This window comes from Parapedobacter tibetensis, assembly GCF_024704835.1.
GTDB classification, from domain to species: domain Bacteria; phylum Bacteroidota; class Bacteroidia; order Sphingobacteriales; family Sphingobacteriaceae; genus Parapedobacter; species Parapedobacter tibetensis.
The window spans coordinates 402993-421921 of sequence record NZ_JAMXBE010000002.1 but is presented as its reverse complement, the minus strand read 5'-3'; the positions used below and the strand labels follow the sequence as shown (position 1 = coordinate 421921).

Sequence of the window (18929 nt, the reverse complement as noted above, 5' to 3'; positions counted from 1 at the left end):
AAGGACTCTTAACATCTATCTGCGAAACATAACTGTACTTTTATGAATTGGATCGTTACGATTCTCCGCCAATATCCGGAGCTAGCCATTTTTCTAACCCTATCTATCGGTTATTTTATTGGCAGATTAAAAATAAAAAATTTCTCTCTAGGAACGGTAACCAGTGTATTATTGGTTGGTGTTTTAATCGGCCAGCTAGGCATACAGATTTCACCAAATGTTAAATCTGTATTCTTTCTCATGTTCTTATTTGCTGTTGGATACAGCGTAGGGCCCCAATTTTTTGCAGGTCTAAAAAAAGACGGTTTGCCACAAATGTTGTATGCAGCAATCGTATGCGTATGTAGTCTCCTTTTTCCTTATCTGATCGGTACATTGATGGGATATGATATGGGCTTGACCGCGGGCATGCTGGCCGGCTCCCAAACAATTTCTGCGGTAATTGGAGTAGCTTCTGATACCATAAACCAACTAGACCTTTCTGCAGAACAAAAAACTTCTATGATCAATAAAATCCCGGTTGCTTATGCGGTCACTTACATTTTTGGTACAGCTGGGTCCGCTTGGATCCTGTCATCTATCGGCCCCAAGATATTGGGAGGCAACTTGGTGGAAAAAGCCAAAGAACTGGAAATTAAGTTGGGAGGGGATGCTATTGGTAATGATCCTGGAATCGCATCGGCCTATGATCGGGTAATTTACAATGCTTACAAAATAGCTGCACATTCATACGCCTGCAATAAAACGGTAGCGGCCATCGAAGCTGAGCTGCAACGAAATGAAAGACGCTTGTTTGTACAGCGAATCCGTAAAGGAAGCGAAATTATAGATGCCACTCCGGATACCATTATTCATGAAAACGACGTCATCGCGCTTGGAGGCAGAAGGGAGTATATGATGAGTTATAATGCCGTAAATGAAACAGAGGTATTAGACGCTGAATTATTGAATTTTCCCGTTGAGGTGTTGCGTGTGATGATTGTTAAAAAAGAAATCGTTAACAAAACATTGGTTGAGCTACGTATGATGGACTTCATGCATGGCGTGGTGATCCGGACTTTAAAAAGGTCGGGAATTGAATTTCCTATTTTACCTAACACGCAACTCAACAAAGGCGATATGATTGAGCTTATTGGCACGAAGAGAGATGTGGAAAAGGCGATTTTACATATAGGATATGCTGATAGGCCAACCAATACTACCGATATGATCTTCGTAGGGCTAGGTATTGTTTTGGGTGGACTAATAGGCGCCCTGTCTATAAAAGTAAGCGGTATCCCGATAGGTCTTAGCACAAGTGGTGGAGTTTTAATAGCAGGATTATTTTTCGGCTGGCTTAGGGGGCAGCATCCCACATTTGGACGTATACCAGAGCCAGCACTTTGGGTAATGAGTAATGTTGGTTTAAACATGTTCATTGCGGTGGTCGGCATAGCCGCGGGACCAAGCTTTATTGAGGGTTTCAAAGAGGCTGGCTGGGGATTATTTGTTGCTGGTGCGGCAGCCACTGCTTTGCCACTCATATTCGCGCTTTACCTCGGTCGATATGTTTTTAAATTCCACCCAATAATTACGCTCGGTTGTGCGGCAGGCTCTCGCACAACCACTGCAGCCCTTGGCGCCATTCAGGATGCGGTAAAAAGTAAAACGCCCGCGCTTGGCTACACAGTAACCTACGCGGTAGGTAATACGCTGCTTATCATTTGGGGTGTGCTGATTATTATTTTAATGAGTTGATTATACCGCTAGTCTTTTGGAAACTTAATAAATAAAATTATGACCGTTAACATTTCAAAAATTCAAACAAGCCGAGAGGTTGAAAAAACCCTTGAGAGCCTAAGCCCTTTTGAAATAAAGAATGAGCTGATTCGTTTGGCGGAAGAACATGCCTTAAAATCTACAGCCATCATGCTCAATGCGGGGCGAGGAAATCCAAACTGGATAGCCACTGCGCCAAGGGAGGCATTTTTTCTGTTTGGTCAATTTGCTTTGGCAGAATGTCGTAAAAATCATGAGGAAGGAGGCATTCTTGCTGGAATTGTGCAAGATAAAAACGGGATAGCTAAACGCTTTGAGGCCTTTATAGAAGATAATCAACACACGCCAGGGGCTAGTCTTTTAAGCAAGACGTATCAGTATGGAATAGACAAGCATGGTTTTGATGCGGATGCCTGGATACGCGAGTGGGTGGAAGCGGTAATCGGGTTCAATTACCCGGTTCCAGATCGGATGTTGGCTCATTTCGAAGTGATTGTACACGATTATCTAGTTCAGGAAATGTGCGGGGGGCAAGTAAAGGACGGGAAATTTGACATTTTTGCTGTGGAAGGTGGTACGGCTGCCATGTGCTATATTTTCGATTCGCTTATGCAAAACCGCCTGGTAGCGCAAGGCGATAAAATTGCTTTATTAACACCAACCTTTACGCCGTATATTGAAATTCCGCATCTGGAAAGATACAATTTTGATGTGGTGTATGTGCAAGCAAATGCCACCGGTAAGAACGGATTTCATACCTGGCAGTACCCAAAAGAAGAACTGGATAAATTGAAAGATCCGGCAGTGAAGATTGCCTTTGTAGTGAATCCAAGTAATCCCCCTTCTTCTACCATGGGCAGGGAAATACTGGATTATATCGCCGCGATTGTTAAAGATCATAACCCTGGGTTGATGATCATCACGGATGACGTTTATGGTACGTTTATCAATGATTTCCGATCGCTGATGGCGGTTGTTCCTTATAATACCATTAATGTCTATTCATTTTCCAAGTATTTTGGCTGTACAGGCTGGCGATTGGGTACGATCGCCATACATGAAAATAATGTGTTTGATAAAAAAATAGCTGATCTCCCCCCGCAGCATAAAAAGGAATTGGCCGAACGCTACGGTACGTTAACACTTAAACCGGAGAGCGTTAAGTTTATCGATCGGATGGTTGCCGATAGTAGGCAGGTGGCTTTAAATCATACAGCGGGATTATCGCTGCCGCAACAGTTCCAAATGATGCTATTTGCTGCTTTTTGCTTGCTGGACAGCGAGCATGTGTATAAATCCCTAACGCAATCAATCATTAAGAAGCGCTTAAGTTTATTATGGGAAGGGATGGGTGTTGAGATGATTGAAGATCCAACGCGGGCTGGTTATTACTCTGAAATCGACGTAGAAGTTGCCGCTAAACATTTTTATGGTGATGAATTTGTAAGCTGGTTAAAAGAAAACTTTGAACCCATCGACGTCCTGTTTCGCCTGGCTGAAGAAACATCGATTGTACTCTTGAATGGCGGGGGATTTGCAGGCCCGGAATGGAGCATAAGGGTATCGTTGGCTAACCTTCCTACAGAGAATTACCTCATCTTGGGTAAAAATATCCGTAAAATTTTAATGGAATATGTAACCAGCTGGGAAAATTCATTGAAATAGACCTTTTAATTATCCACTAATACTTAAAATCATTGAACATGAAAACTACATGCACTTTATTAGTTTATCTCCTGTTGGCCCTTTCTTCCTATGGCCAAAATTTAGCAAGGATCAAAATTCTTGCCACCGGTGGAACCATTGCAGGTAAGGGCGCTTCGGCCGACCGTGCATCTTACACTGCGGGGGCCCTGCCCATCCAGGATCTGATTGCCGCAGTACCCGGCCTCGACAAGGCAGCAACCATTACCGGGGAGCAGATCTCCAATGTGGGAAGCCAGGACATGACGGTTGACATATGGATGAAATTAAATAAAAGGATCAACGAAATATTCAAGAACAATGAAGCGGATGGCATCGTGATTACCCATGGTACGGATACACAGGAGGAAACGGCCTACTTTTTATCCCTTACGTTACGCTATGATAAACCGGTTGTCATTACCGGATCGATGAGACCGGCTACGGGCATGAGTGCCGATGGGCCAAAAAACCTTTATGATGCGGTAATCGTCGCAGCATCCAAAGAAGCTGCGCACGCTGGCACCCTACTGGTATTCAGCGAAAGTATATTTACAGGAAGGGATGTGGTAAAAACAAATACCACCCATCTGAACGGATTCTCGGCACCCAATAACGGTCCCATCGGACAGGTGTACGATGGCAAAGTCTTTATGTATGAACAGGAGACACGCAAGTCGAACAGAGAAACCCCTTTTGACATCACGGGACTGACCTCCCTGCCCCAGGTAGCTGTCGCAGAATTGTACGCTGACGCTCCAGCAACGGCAATAAATGCCTATATAGCTTCCGGGGTAAAAGGAGTCGTTACCGGTGGACTGGGTAATGGAAACCTGAATAAAGCAAACACGGCAGCCGTTGAAGAGGCCATTAAGAAAGGCATCGTTGTGGTAAGATCATCGAGGGTCCCCTCCGGCAGGGTAACGTTACTGGATGAAACCGATGATGCAAAACTAGGAACAATTGTGTCGGATGATCTCAACCCGCAAAAAGCAAGGATACTGCTGATGCTGGGCCTTACCAAAACAAGTGACAGCAAGCAGCTGCAGCAGTATTTTTTTGAATATTAACATCTATCCTATGGGCCGAACAGATCGGCCCTTTTATTTTACTTAAATTTATAGATATGCGTGTGTTTTTACTATTGCTGTCCATCCTTTTTTTAACCGTAGGCGTATCTGCGCAGCAGCATAAGCAGACTGATACAACGGTTAACCATAATGTGCCGCTCATCAAAACGGATAAAGCTGATTTATTGAACAATGTGGATATAATTGCCAATAGCCAGATCGGTCTGAACAACAATTTTACGGATGGCAGCTATACCAATAGCAGGTTTGCCGTGAACCAGTTCCGCCTGGAAATAAAGGGAATGGTCTTTGGCGATAAAGTTTTTTTCCGGTTCCGCGATAGGTATACCCGTGATCCGGAAGTCCAATCGGTAGACAACATGTCCCGATCAACCGATATGGCTTTTATTGGGTATAATATATCGGACAGAACCAGCATCGCCATCGGAAAGATGTCTGCAAATTGGGGGGGCTATGAATTCGACATGAACCCGATCGATGTTTATCAGTATAATGACATTGTCGATGATGCCGACAATTTTCTTACGGGTGTACAGTTTAACTGGAAGGTTTCAACCCAGCACACACTTTCGGCACAGATCCTTAATTCACGCACGAAAACCTTTACCGAATTATATAAAGACGTACCAGACCTTCGAGAAGCAAAATTCCCGGCCGCCTACGTGGGCACCTGGAACGGTTCTTTTGCTGAGGGTAAACTACAGACCATCTGGAGTTTCAGTGTTTTTCAGGAGGCCAGTAAAAATGAGGATCCGGTAAATATGTATTATACGGCATTGGGAAACCAGTTCAGGTCCGATGACTGGCTGTTTCAATACGATTTTAAATGGAGCCGCGAAGACCTTGACCGCAGCGGTATCATCAGCACGCTTATCCCAGAAGATATGTTACCACACGCCGCCCAAAACGTATCCTACCTCGAACACTGGCTGAGGATCGTTTATTCCATAAACGACCAATGGAAGGTCTCAACCATCGGCATGGTGAATACGGCCTCCTGGAAAGATATCCCGGATGAAATGAGTACGTCAAATCAGATGAGAACTGCCTGGGGGATCATTCCTTCTGTTGAATTTTACCCGATAAAGAACTATAACCTGAAATTTTTCAGCTCCTATGTTGGAAGGTACTTCCGTTACAGCGATTATGCTAAACAATCCCTTGCTGCATCAAATGGCAGTTCTGCTAGAATTATGATTGGCATAGCCTCGCCGCTGGTTATCTTGTAGATCATAAAATATGAGAAATATATACTTCTTATTTTTTATCTTTTGCTATACGCCCTCCACCGCCCAGGTTATCAAACTCGAAGACTGCTTTCGTATGGCGGCTGCAAACAACTTGACGGTTCAGCAAGCACAAACATCCCTTAGAGCTGGCGAGTATAACCTGCAGGCCGAGAAAAACAGCTATCTCCCGAAAGTGGATTTACTTTCCAGTTATACCTACTTAAGCAGCCCTTTGACTATTAATTTACAAGAAGCTAGAAATGGAATTGTCGAGGGCTCGTCCCGACAAAGTGTCCATGCTGCCAATGAAGTTTTTAAAGAAATAACAGGGAACGACCTATCACAGCCTGTACAGGATAGAATTTATAGAACCTCTTCAACTATTATTGGAGACTTATATCCGGATTATAACCCACAGTTAAGCCAGCGCGCCTATTTCATGGCCGGACTAGGAGTAAGGCAACCCCTTTGGTTAGGGAATAAATTGGATGCTGCCAAAAATATCGCAGCAGCCGCGGTGTCCACTCAACGGATTAATGTGGACGTCGCCCAAAAGGAAGTGAACTTTTTAATTGCTTCCCAGTACATTCGGATTTTATACCTCAACTCGATGTTAACCAAACAGGAAGCCATTGTAGAAGCGCTCAATAAGAATAAAATCTATGCGGATGAAATGGTTAAAAACGATGTATTACCACCTTATCAACGGAGTTGGACCAATGTTGTTTTAACACAAGCTAAGGCGCACTATAACGGTTTGCTTTTAGAAAAGAAGAATGCTATTCCGGAACTTAATAAATTGATGGGACAAGCGCTTGATGCGGAAATAAACGTCTTGGACACCTTACAGTATAGCGGTGCTGATATGATCGTTCCTGAGGGAGCGTTCTGGGAAAGGAACCCTATTTATCAGTTAGCCCGTAGCAAAAGCACCTATGCCAAAACATCCGAAAAAATCAGCAAGTCGTTCAGCCTTCCCAATATTTTTGCGGTTGGTAATTATAACCTGTATCAACGGGATTTACCGGTCACTATTCCCGATTGGTTTGTAGGACTGGAAATGCAATGGACTTTATTTAACGGACAGACCCGCAAGCGGACACAGGCTGCCAAAGAACTCATATTGGAAGCAGATCTGGCGCAGAAAAATGCCAGTCAATCGCTACAGGTTCAGCTGATGGTGGCTAAAAATAAAGCTGATGCTTTGCAAAATGATCTAAAATCATTAGAATCAGCCAAAATGGAGGCAATAACAACGACTCAGCTTATTCAAAAACGGATGGAAAACCAGCTTTCATCCCCTAAGGATGTTAATGATGCGTTGCTCGTGGAAGTGGAAATTGAAAAAGCTTATGCTACCGCGCTAATGGGATATTATTTAGCATTGGCCGAATATTACAATATTTTGGGAAATCCTATGGAAATTGCTAAATACATTCAATAAATGGCTTTAACAATGATTAGTGCTCATTAAAACAATATTTCAATGAAGACGCTATTAAAAACATACTGGGCTGTATTGATACCTTTACTAGTTGTGGTGATCGCTTTTATTTTTTTTCTCCGGAACAATGGAGAAGAAGATAAAAATCAGGTTATCGGTATGGTAGATGCTACAAGCGTGGATATCGCTTCTTCTTTTCCTGGTAGATTGGATTCATTATTCGTTGGATTAGGTGAAGAAGTAAAAGCAGGACAATTATTGGCTATTATAAGTTCAAACGAAATTCGGGCCTTGCAAGCACAGGCACAAGCGGCCATTGATGCCGCAACCGGGCAACTGCAGTTACTCAAAAACGGGGCAAGCCCCGAGCTGCTATCTGCTGCAAATAACTTATATCAGATAAGTCAGGATCAATATAAATTATTCAGCACCACGTACCAGCGCATGGAAAACCTATACAATGCAGATGTGATATCCGGGCAGGAAAAGGACTTGTTCTATTTTAAACATCAGGCTTCCAAAAAAGAAATGGAAACAGCTAAGCTTAATTTACAGCTGCTACAAAATGGGGCGCGCCCAGAATTACTAAAGACTGCCGATGCCATCGTCAGGCAGGCTGAACAGGCATATGACCTTACGAAATCATTAGGTAACAACACAAAAATCTATGCCCCTGCTGATGGCATCATCTCATCGCTCGTTATCCATGAGGGCGAAGTGGTTTCAATTGGCTACCCGATGATGACACTGGAAAAGAAAAATTCGTCCATCATTCGGTTTAACATCCGTCAGGACCTAGGTGGTTTATTGCAGGTAGGAACGAAGGCGAAAATAAAGGTCCCGGGCTGTCAACCGGAGGTTTTTGATGTAGCCGTATCTTCCATCGCTCCAACATTGACTTTTGCTAATTGGGTTCCCAGTAAAGATAAAGGTTCATTTGAACTTCGGACATTTACCGTCGAGTTTAAACCAACGAATCTCTCTGCAATAAAGGGATTGCGATCCGGAATGACTGCCTCATTAGATTTGCCTGAATGAATCGCTTGGGTGACATCATCATACGTGAGTGGAAACGGATAGTAGCGCTACCGGTATTTTACATCGTATTGCTCATTGTTCCAAGTATACTGTTCTTTTTTTATGCGCTTATTTACCAAAAACAGGACGCAAAGGAACTGCCTTTTGCGATTTGGGATGAGGATAATAGTGCTATCAGTCGACAACTTATCTACTTGTTAGAACAAGGTGAAACCCTGAAGATTACCGAGCATGTAAATAATGAGGCTGACTTAAAGAGGTGGATTCAAAATGGGGAGATTATGGGAGCGATACATTTTCCTGTAAATATGCAAAATGATATTTACAGTAAACGTGTCGCAAATGTTACTCTGTATACCAATGCTGCGTCGCTGGTTCCGGCAAAATTGATCTACAAAGCCGTTGCTGAAGTTGTTATCATGGGTAGTGCGGGGGTAACCTTACAAAAGCTACAAAAGGAAGGTATACCCAGTAGTAGTGCGATGGCCATAGCCAATCCTGTTAACCTGATCAGCTATCAGCTGTATAACGCAGATTATAATTATCAAAAATATTTAGTACCTGGCCTTATAACGGTTGGGATACAAATGATTATTATTATCAGCTGCATGTTAGCGCTTAATTATGAATGGAAAACCAATTCGATGGATGAATTGTATCAGCTATCCAACGGATCCGCTTCGCTCGTCATTTTAGGAAAAACAATTGCACACTTGGTGGTCGCATGGTTTAACTTCGTACTTATTGCCTTTGTCATTTTTCCTTATTTTGGTATCGGGGTTGCCGCTGCGACCGGTAAGTTCTTTATATTATATTCTTTACTAACATTGGCTTGCATCGGCGTTGGAATGTTTATTTCTTCCTTATTTAAAGACGTAATGCTCGCCGGTGATACCGCTCTTTTTTATACCAGCCCTGCATTTGTTTTTAGTGGATTTACTTTTCCCAGATGGGCAATGCCTTGGTACGATCAATACTATGCTACCATCATGCCTTATACATCGTTTTTGGATGCTTTTTTCAAAGCATACTATATGAATTTGCCGCTACATTATAGTGAAAATGAAATAGGAAAACTAGTATTATTCTGCATCGTGCTATTTCCGACAGCCATCATTTTATTTAGTAAACAATTTAAAACAGCTTCTCAGGTTAGCGAACGAGAATGAGTATGGGAAAAAGTAGACCACATATACTGCGTATATTTTTAAGAGAAGTGGCAATGGTTCCAAAAGATCATAGTCTACTACTTACGCTACTGATCGCCCCATTACTATACGCTTTCTTTTATGGAAGTATTTATATAAACAAAGAAGAGGAAAACGTAAAGTTAGGACTTGTGGATGATGATAATACGTCCCTTTCGAGATTGTTAGCACAGAACATTAATAATTCGCCGGTAGTAGACATTGTTCAGTTTGCTAACCTAGGCGATGCGAAAGAACAGCTATATCAAGGTAATTGCCAAGGTTACCTTTATATTCCTGCTAAGACGGAAAATAACTTATTATCCCTTAAGCAAGCGAATGTTGTGATGGCGGTGAACGCAGCGAGGTTTCTCCCTTCCAGCGACCTCTTATTGAATGTACAACAAATATGCCTGACTGTCGGCGCGGGTGTAAGGCTGCAATATTTTGAAAAATCAAAAGGCTTGACGACTGAAATTGCCATGCAGCAGGTAATGCCTATAAACTTAGATTACCGCCCGCTTTTTAACGAACGCACTAGCTATGGCGCTTTCCTGCTACCCGGTTTATTGGCGCTTATACTGCAGCAAACCTTGTTGATAGGGCTTTCAGAAAGTACAGCGGCTGAAAGACAACATTCGACAATAGCGTCATGGACTAAATTTGGAATTTCAAATGCGATATGGGGCAAAGGTTTATTTTACCTTTTATTGTATGGGGCCTACAGCTTCTTTTTTCTCAATATTAATTTTTCTTTACTCAATTTACCAATGAGGGGCAATGGCTGGGAGCTTGCTTTATTGATGTTTATCTTTATTTTGACATTAATACCACTTGCGCAGGTAATAGGTTTGTGTTTTAAGTCACAATTAATATGCCTGCAAGTCATGGCTTTTTCCACGTATCCTATTTTTCTGATCACCGGCTATGTGTGGCCCTTTGAATCACTACCACTATTGGTACAGGGCATATCCAATCTGCTGCCTACCACTCCTTTTTTAAAAGTATATGTCAATATCGTGCAAGGTGGTGGTGCTCTTCAAGATAATCTTACGCCTTTACTCCATTTAATAGTACTGTTTGCTTTTTACAGCTTACTTTGTTTTTGGAGCGTTCGTAAGCTTCATGGTCAATCAAATTAAAAATAATATTTAAATTAGAGAAAATATAGAAAAATCATCGCTATTAGCTGAGACCTGATTCAAACAGATTAGCTCATGATTCCTATTACTGTTGTAAATTATGTTTGAGAAGCTTAGAGAAAAATTGATTTTAAGAAAGATTCATGAATATCACAAAATAGAAGGGTGGTTAAGTGATAATGAGGCCCTAGGCCTTTATCATATAGCGCACAAACTTCCTCGAAATGCCGTCGTTGTAGAAATCGGAAGCTGGAAAGGTAAAAGCACCTATTGTATATCAAAAGGACTTAAATCGGGCAAAATATACGCCATTGATCCATTTAATGCAGATGCTGGACTTGACGTTGGGAGCCAAAAAGAATATACCGACAATAAAGGGGTGGAAGATTTGCTAGTGAATTTTAACAATACCATGAAACGATTTGGCGTTCATAAAAAGATTGTAGTAAAAAAAGGTTATTCTACACAATTCCATAAAGATTTCAACAGAATAGATTTTCTATTTATTGATGGCGATCATTCTATAGAAGGATGTAAAACAGATTTCGATCTTTATTCTCCCAAAATTGTTTCCGGTGGGTTTATTGCTTTTCACGATTTTTACGAAAAGCGAGATGAACTCGGTCCCACTCACGTTATAAAGAAGTTTATTCTAAAATCGACCAACTTTAAATTTTTTAGACAATATGATACCCTTTGGATTGCAAAGAGGCAATAAATAAAAACACAAGAAAAAACGGCATTGAATAAATCATGAATTTATGAGATATAGAACGCTTAAGTATTGGTTAATATGCTTATTAACTTTATTACTCACTCAGTATACCGCAGATTTATATGCTCAGGATGTAGATACGGCATCGCACATTAAAGTGGGTGTTTACGTGAGCCCTCCCTTTGTGATAGAAAATGAAAGTGGGTTAACCGGTATGTCAATGGAGCTTTGGGAATCGTTGGCGAATGATCTCCAGCTTTCATGCAGCTATGAGGTAGTGCCTACTTTTCGCGAATTGGTTCAGGGTACAGAAAAGGGGCTGTTTGATGTTGCAATTACAAACCTTACGATTACGCAAGATCGAGCCACGCGTATCGACTTCACACAACCTTGGTATGATGCTGGCCTCAGAGTGATGGTTGATCAAAATCGAAAAGCCGGATTTTCAGATATTATTTCTGGATTAAATAGCGCGGGCCATTTACATACATATGCCTGGCTGGTCTTCGTCATTTTAGTCGCTACGCTGCTCCTCGCCATTTTTGATCGTAAGTTCGACAAGGATTTTCCTCGGAATTGGCGTGAAGGGATTGCGGAAAGTTTTTACCAAGTAATGTCGATTACAACCTCGGGAAAAGCAAGTAGAAAGAACCTATTTGGTTGGATGGGTCGGATTTTTTCGGCTTTGTGGCTAGTTTGTGGTGTGGCTGTGCTTGCTTACGTCACCTCATCCATTACCAGTGTTATGACAACCACGTCGTTAACCAATCAGATCAATGGTGTTGCCGACCTTTCTGGAAAGACTGTTGGTGTTTTTACCGGTAGTGTTTCCGAAGAATATGCGCAGGAAACAGGACTGCAAACCTATCCATATAACAATATTGACGATGCCGTTGATGCTTTGCAGGGAGGGAAAATAGCAGCTATTATTGGTGATGCCCCCGTGCTTGAATATTACGAACATACGTATCCGAAGCGGCGTGTAACGATGGTAGGACCGCTCTTCAAACCGGATAAATATGGTTTTGGCTTAATGCAAGGAAGTCCCTTAACTAGGCGACTGACCATTGCGCTATTAGGGGCTCATGAGCGTGGTTTAATAGCAGAACTCCGTAAGAAGTACTTTGGTGAAGCCCGATAATGGAAAGCGCAACAACGAGATATAAGATCAGTATCAGCGATTATTGACGATGTAGGGGTTCTCCTGCTAACAACAGCTTATACCGCATCAGCGCTTCGATATAATAATAGTCGGCATAGGTAAGCGGCACATCGATTTCACTGTTGTGTGGAATGGAGCCTACACTGCGTTGAAGAATAAATCCACCATTGGTGCCTAAGTCCGCTTTATAAGGTGCTGCTGAAAGGCTTTGCAGCATTTTCTCAGCCTTGGCTAAATAGTTGGCGCTTTCCTCTCCATCGGTGAGGGTGCTTAGCTCAACCAATGCCGACGCCAATATGGAAGCCGTGGATACGTCTCGATTCGTCTTATAGTCCGCTGCGTAGGGGCTATCGTCAGGCAAATCCGGTGCATTGAAATCCCAATAAGGCACCAAATCCTCAGGCATGTTCGGGTGGTTGAGGATGAATGCGGCGATATTTTTCGCAAAATCCAAATAGGTCTGATCTCCCGTTTCGCGGTACATCATCACATAGCCGTATAAGCCCCACGCTTGCCCACGCGCCCAAGCAGATTCATCAAAAGCACCTTGCGCTGTTTTCTTGCCCACAATGCTGCCATCCTCCGGATTATAGTCAACGACATGGTAACTGCTGTAATCCGGGCGGTAGTGGTTTTTGATGGTCGTGTTAGCATGGGTTACCGCAATGTCGTAATATTTCGGGTCGCCACCGAGTTTGGTGGCTTGGGTAAGAAATTCGAGGTTCATCATGTTGTCAATGATGACCGGATACGTCCAGCCTTCCCAAGAACGGATGGCTTTAACAGTGGGATTATACCGGCTGATGAGCGATTCAGCACCAGTGAGCAGTATGTCTTTATAGGTTGCGGTGTCTCCTGTGATCCTAAGCGTATTGCCGAAGCTGCAATAGAGCATAAAGCCCAGATCATGGGTTCCTTTGTTATGTTTCTCCTTCTCGAGGATGGTCAATTTACTTTTCGCCAGGGTTAGCAATCCTTCATCGCCCGAATGCTCATACAAGTATAGCAAGGATCCGGGATAAAAACCGGAAGTCCACCATGCGGTATTTGAACTTATGCTCGCATCACCTTGAAATGTACGAGGCAAACTGTCCTCAGGCACATTTTTAGCCAATATTTTTATTTGGGATACCGCATCATCAAGTTGTTTGTCGATAAACTTGGCGCTTAGTTTAAGGTCATCACGTTGTTCTTTTGATTGATCTTGACAAGCTAAGCTAAACATCGCAATGCTGGTTAGCGCAAATATAGAAGGCTTCAAAAGTGATTTTACGATCATCATAGTTCGAAAAGGCTATATAATAAGGTATGTAATTGACTAATATTGTTAACCTTCCAAAAATACAACTTTTCCGTCGTTTGCGCAAACGTTTACGCCATTTAAGTTTTCTGCAGTTACGCTATCAGAACATTTCTAAGGTTTAATTATGTCTAAACTTCAATTTCTTCAATGAAGACCGGTCGATTTTCTTTATAGGATTTCGTAGCAGCATTTGCAATCATTACCGCCTTCAAACCATCCATCCCATCTACTGGGATCTCCTTTCCCTCCAGTATAGCCTGCACAAACAGGCGCATTTCCATGAGATACGATGCCGTATATCGTTCCATGAAAAAATGCAGGGGTAACGATGACTGCACACCTCCAGCGTGATAAAACACATGGTTGTCCGGTTTATTGTTGTCTACATTAGCCATCCCCTCAGACCCAAACACCTCCAATCGCTGATCATATCCGTATACGGCCTTGCGGCTATTGTCAATTACGGCCATCGAGCCGTCTCCAAATTTGAGGGTAATGATCGCTGTATCGATGTCACCGGCTTCGGCAACAGCCCCTCCGGTCAACACCGCTGCAGCCGCATATACTTGCTTCACTTCCTTACCCATGATATACCGGGCCATATCGAAATCATGAATGGTCATATCCAAAAATAGACCTCCTGAGCTTTTCAGGTAGTCTAATGATGGTGGTGCGGGATCGCGACTGGTAATTTTCACCAACTGTGGCTCCCCTATTTTCCCATCAGTTACTAGTGCTTTAATTTTTAGGAAATTGGGATCAAATCGCCTGTTGAAGCCCAGCATCAACTTAATGCCGCATTCCTGTACTACCTTAAGGGTTTCTTTGATACGCGCCAGGGATAAATCCAGTGGTTTCTCACAAAACACATGCTTGCCTGCTCGTGCACACTGTTCTATGTAGGATGCATGGGTATCCGTGGGCGAACAGATGACTACGGCATCGATACCAGAATGGGCAATCAGTTCATCAGCATCTATGCCCGCCACATCGCATTGAGAATAATCGTTGCTGACATCCGAAACCGCTACGACCTCAGCTTCTGGTATCTGCTGCCTAATGTTGTTGTAATGAATCTTTCCTATCCTTCCAAGGCCAATAAGCCCGATTTTTAGTTGCATAAGTCGTTTTATTTTTTCTGGCTAAGACGCCGAGTCGCTAAGCAGCACCCGACCTTATAATCCCAATTGTTCCAAATATATCCGGTTATTGCGGGCACATTCTTTTGGTGTACCCATCCCGGGTAATACATCCTGCTCCACGACCACCCATCCTTGATAACCCGATTCGGTCAACTCATGTAACACAGTGTCGAACGCTACATTTCCCTTACCCAACTCACAAAAAACTCCTTGCTTCACGGATTCGAAATAATCCCATTGGTTTGTTTTCGATAATTGCCCCATATGGGGGTCATAATCCTTAAAATGCACATGCCAGATACGGTCCCTATATTTTTTCACTGCCGCTAGCGAGTTGCCACCACCAAAGGCATAATGCCCCGTATCAAAGCACAGGCCGAGCAATTGTGGATCTGTCAGTGTCATTAACATGGCAAGTTCATCTGGGGTTTCTACATACCCCCCACAATGGTGGTGGAATACGGTACGCATGCCATGCTCATCTTTCACGGCCTGCGCCACCTGCATGGCTCCTTTGGCAAATGTTTTCCAACGTTGCTCTTCAAGACCCATTTCCGGCGTAACCCGACCAGCATGCATGGTGCGTTCCGGTACCGTACCGTTATCATCCGCTAGGACGATATAGGCATCGGGATAACCGGCCTGTGCCATCAGATTTGCTACGCGCAACGCATTATCCACACCTTGCTCATGCCATTGCCGCTCGGCTAATGCCACGGGCACGAAGGCTCCGATAAGTTCCAAGTGGAATCGCTCAATCACTTGCCTTAACTCATCGGGGTCGGTGGGCATAAAACCCCAATCGCCTAATTCGGTTCCTACATAACCTGTTTCGGCAATTTCTTGCAACACCTGTAGATGGCCCGGTGTAGCTGCCGCTAAATCAAATTCCAAAGCCCCCCAGGAGCATGGCGCATTGGCTATTTTAATCTTATTCATTAGTTAGAATTTCCGTGACCATTCCTTCGGCCAACGTTCGATGACCACCTTTGTCTGCGTGAAAAATTCAATGGCATGCCTGCCTTGGCCATGCAGATCGCCGAAAAAACTATCGTTCCAGCCACTGAACGGAAACTGCGCCATCGGTGCCGCCACACCGATGTTGATGCCGATATTACCGGCATTGGCCTCGCTCCGAAATTTCCGCGCACTGGCTCCGCTACTGGTAAACAAGCAGGCCATATTGCCGTAACGATTGCGGTTGATGAAGTCAAGCGCCTCATCAACGGTTTGTAGGTTAATCAGGCTCATCACGGGTCCGAATATTTCTGTCCGAACGATTTCACCGCCCAATGGCACGTCTTCCAAAATCGTTGGTTTGATGAAATTTCCATTTCCAAATCCATCAATGGTAGCATCCCGGCCGTCTAACAGCAATTTTGCTCCTTCGTGTACTCCTTGGTCTATGAGCTGCGCTATCCGCGCTTTACTTTCACGGGAAATCACCGGTCCCATTTCCACACCTTCTGCGAGACCGTAACCGGTTTTCCTGCTTTTCGCCGCTTCATACAGTGCTTCTTTTACTTTTCCTTGGCGGTCATCCACCGCAATAATAGTCGAGGCGGCCAAGCAACGCTGCCCTGCACAGCCATACACACTGTCGGTAATAATCTTCGACGATGTTTCCAAATCGGCATCAGGAAGGATCACCACAGGGTTCTTTGCACCCCCTTGGGCTTGTACCCGCTTGCCTTGTTGGGCTCCCCTCGCATAAATATATTTCGCCACGTTGGTAGATCCCACAAAGCTGATGGCCTTTACATCAGGATGATCCAACAGCGCATCAACGGAATCCTTACCCCCGTGGACCAAATTGACCACACCCGGTAGCAAGCCAATCTGGTCTATCAACCCCATTACTTTTTGCATCGTCAGCGGTACCTTTTCCGATGGTTTGATGATGAACGTATTGCCACAAGCGATGGCATACGGAAGAAACCAAAACGGAATCATGCCCGGAAAATTGAAGGGCGAAATGCAGGCACATACACCCAATGGTTGACGGATGACAAATTCATCGACACCCCGGGCAATGTTTTCCGAAAATTCGCTTTGCATCAACAATGGAGTGGCACAGGCCGTCTCCACGTTTTCAATGGCCCGCTGCAACTCACCCAATGACTCCGCCATAGTCTTGCCGCATTCTGATGTGACCGTACGGGCAAGGTCGTCTAGATGATCTTCCAACAATTGCTTGAGCTTATATAGGGGTTGCACACGCTGCATCACCGGTGTTGTCGCCCAATCACGATGCGCCTGAGAGGCAGCCGAGACAGCGTCTGCAACATCTTGCGCAGTGTCCTTTCCATAAGGAACCCTGCCTATCGAATCCTGCGTGGCTGGATTCACCACGTCAAGCATCCCTTCCTCTTTACTTGGCTGCCACTTTCCGTTGATATAATTTTTTAATAATTCCATATGGTATCATGGTTAAATGTTTCCTAATAAAATGTATATGGCCACGGTGACGATGACCAGTACGAGGGCAAAAGGTTTGGCATACCGCCACCCTTCCATGGGTACGAAATTCCCGGATTCCGTCGCCACGTAGGCCTTAGCTGGATAAAACCGCGATACGGTAAGCATCACTGCCATGTTCAACAAAAACTCGATACCCCAAATGTGCACGAAATGGATGCCTACCTTAAATACAAACGTACAAAGGACGTAGAATAACAGGCCCGTGATCAGGGCAACCTTCGCCCCTGTGGCAGATACCTGCTTGAAAAAGAAACCGGCGATCATGATGGATGCGATGGGGATGAAAAAAATTCCATTCAGCTCCTGCAACAATTGGTATAACCCATCGGGCGCATTGGCCACCATGGGTGCCGCCACGATGGAGGTAATGGCCAGCAACGTAGCTGTTAGCTTACCCATACGCACCAATTTGGCATCCCCTGCTGATTTATCTATCAACCGTTTATAAATATCGATACTGAATATCGTGGAGGCACTGTTCAATACACTGTTGAACGTACTTAAAACCGCCCCCATGACGACCGCCGCAAAAAAGCCCAACAAGGATACAGGAAGGACTTTTTTCACCAATTCGGGATAGACCAGATCCTGGTTATCGTAATAGGCGGTACCGAAATAATAAAAACAAATCACCCCGGGCAATACAATAATGAAAGGCACCAATAACTTCAGCAGGCCTGTGTATAGTAATCCTTGCTGTGCCGCTTTCAAATCGCGAGCACCCAATGCCCGCTGGATGATGGTTTGGTTCATACACCAAAAATAGAGCTGATTGATGACCAGGCCTGTAAACAGCGTACTAAATGGCAATACCGAATCGGAAGCACCGATGACATTGAATTTCTCGGGGCTGTTTTCAAAAACCCGCGACAGCCCCGTGGCAGGATTACCCCCGCCAATGCTGATGAGGGCAAGCAAGGGTATCAGCAAGCCACCAATCAATAACCCGTATCCATTGACAACATCTGAGATGGATACCGCCTTCAACCCACCGAAAATCGCATAGATGGAGCCAAGGCCACCAACTACGACCACAGTAATCCATATCCCTTGTTCCCGATCTACCCCAAGCACCTCAGACACATTGAAAAAGCTCTCTAAGTTGATGGCTCCCGTGTATAACACAATGGGCAGCAAGGTCACTGCAAACGATACAAGCAGAAACAGGGCCACCAATGAACGGGTACTTGCATCAAACCGCTTTTCCAAGTATTGAGGAATCGTGGTCAAACCCATCTTCAGGTATTTGGGCACAAAATAGATGGCGGCTACAATCAATGCCAATGCCGATGTGACTTCCCACGCGACAATGATAAAGCCATTTTTATAAGCGGAGCCGTTCATCCCCACCAAATGCTCAGTAGAAATATTCGTCATAATCATGGAGCCGGCAATCACTACGCCTGTCAAACTCCTTCCGCCCAAAAAATAACCATCCTGCGAACGCAAGTTTTCCTTTCGGGTACGATACCAAGCATATAGGCCTACCAGCAGGGTGAAGCCCACAAAGCTAAGCACGGTTAGGGTCATTGATGAAAGCTGGAACATATCGGA

Annotated in this window: 15 protein-coding genes; 10 read left to right on the top strand and 5 right to left on the bottom strand. The window is 44.0% G+C overall.

Annotated elements, in window-relative coordinates; genetic code table 11:
* Positions 1-42: 42 nt before the first annotated feature.
* The 10 genes from aspT (at position 43) to NF543_RS04240 (ending at position 12428) form a co-directional block, all read left to right on the top strand.
* Positions 43-1737, top strand: a complete 1695-nt coding sequence (gene aspT, locus NF543_RS04285) for an aspartate-alanine antiporter (RefSeq protein ID WP_257666872.1) — start codon at positions 43-45, stop codon at positions 1735-1737.
* Between the two features lie 39 nt (positions 1738-1776).
* Positions 1777-3423: an aspartate 4-decarboxylase gene (aspD, locus tag NF543_RS04280; RefSeq protein WP_257666871.1), complete on the top strand. Its 1647-nt coding sequence runs from the start codon at positions 1777-1779 to the stop codon at positions 3421-3423.
* Between the two features lie 38 nt (positions 3424-3461).
* Positions 3462-4511 (top strand): type II asparaginase, encoded by a 1050-nt coding sequence (locus tag NF543_RS04275; RefSeq protein WP_257666870.1) that lies wholly within the window; start codon positions 3462-3464, stop codon positions 4509-4511.
* A 56-nt stretch (positions 4512-4567) separates the two neighbouring features.
* On the top strand, positions 4568-5761 hold the full coding sequence (locus NF543_RS04270; RefSeq protein WP_257666869.1) for a porin: 1194 nt from the start codon (positions 4568-4570) through the stop codon (positions 5759-5761).
* A gap of 94 nt (positions 5762-5855) precedes the next feature.
* Positions 5856-7205 (top strand): TolC family protein, encoded by a 1350-nt coding sequence (locus NF543_RS04265; protein ID WP_505560194.1) that lies wholly within the window; start codon positions 5856-5858, stop codon positions 7203-7205.
* Positions 7206-7247: 42 nt separating this feature from the next.
* Complete coding sequence (locus tag NF543_RS04260) at positions 7248-8243, top strand: HlyD family secretion protein (protein WP_257666867.1); 996 nt, start codon at positions 7248-7250, stop codon at positions 8241-8243.
* Positions 8240-9412, top strand: a complete 1173-nt coding sequence (locus NF543_RS04255; protein ID WP_257666866.1) for an ABC transporter permease — start codon at positions 8240-8242, stop codon at positions 9410-9412. The genes NF543_RS04260 and NF543_RS04255 overlap by 4 nt, the downstream gene beginning before the upstream one ends.
* 2 nt (positions 9413-9414) lie before the next feature.
* A complete protein-coding gene (locus tag NF543_RS04250) occupies positions 9415-10572 on the top strand; it encodes an ABC transporter permease (RefSeq protein ID WP_257666865.1) in 1158 nt (385 codons plus the stop codon).
* 100 nt (positions 10573-10672) lie between these two features.
* On the top strand, positions 10673-11290 hold the full coding sequence (locus NF543_RS04245; protein ID WP_257666864.1) for a class I SAM-dependent methyltransferase: 618 nt from the start codon (positions 10673-10675) through the stop codon (positions 11288-11290).
* A gap of 43 nt (positions 11291-11333) precedes the next feature.
* On the top strand, positions 11334-12428 hold the full coding sequence (locus NF543_RS04240) for a transporter substrate-binding domain-containing protein (RefSeq protein ID WP_257666863.1): 1095 nt from the start codon (positions 11334-11336) through the stop codon (positions 12426-12428).
* 40 nt (positions 12429-12468) lie between these two features.
* Here NF543_RS04240 and NF543_RS04235 read toward each other — a convergent pair whose 3' ends face one another.
* The 5 genes from NF543_RS04235 to NF543_RS04215 form a co-directional block, all read right to left on the bottom strand.
* Positions 12469-13731 (bottom strand): glycoside hydrolase family 88 protein, encoded by a 1263-nt coding sequence (locus tag NF543_RS04235; protein WP_257666862.1) that lies wholly within the window; start codon positions 13729-13731, stop codon positions 12469-12471.
* A 149-nt stretch (positions 13732-13880) separates the two neighbouring features.
* On the bottom strand, positions 13881-14873 hold the full coding sequence (gene iolG / locus NF543_RS04230; protein WP_257666861.1) for an inositol 2-dehydrogenase: 993 nt from the start codon (positions 14871-14873) through the stop codon (positions 13881-13883).
* Positions 14874-14927: 54 nt separating this feature from the next.
* The gene (locus tag NF543_RS04225) at positions 14928-15833 is read right to left on the bottom strand and encodes a TIM barrel protein (RefSeq protein WP_257666860.1); all 906 of its coding nucleotides are present in this window, start codon (positions 15831-15833) and stop codon (positions 14928-14930) included.
* Positions 15834-15836: 3 nt separating this feature from the next.
* On the bottom strand, positions 15837-17312 hold the full coding sequence (locus NF543_RS04220) for a CoA-acylating methylmalonate-semialdehyde dehydrogenase (protein ID WP_257666859.1): 1476 nt from the start codon (positions 17310-17312) through the stop codon (positions 15837-15839).
* Between the two features lie 12 nt (positions 17313-17324).
* Complete coding sequence (locus tag NF543_RS04215) at positions 17325-18923, bottom strand: solute:sodium symporter family transporter (protein ID WP_257666858.1); 1599 nt, start codon at positions 18921-18923, stop codon at positions 17325-17327.
* Between the last annotated feature and the right edge of the window lie 6 nt (positions 18924-18929).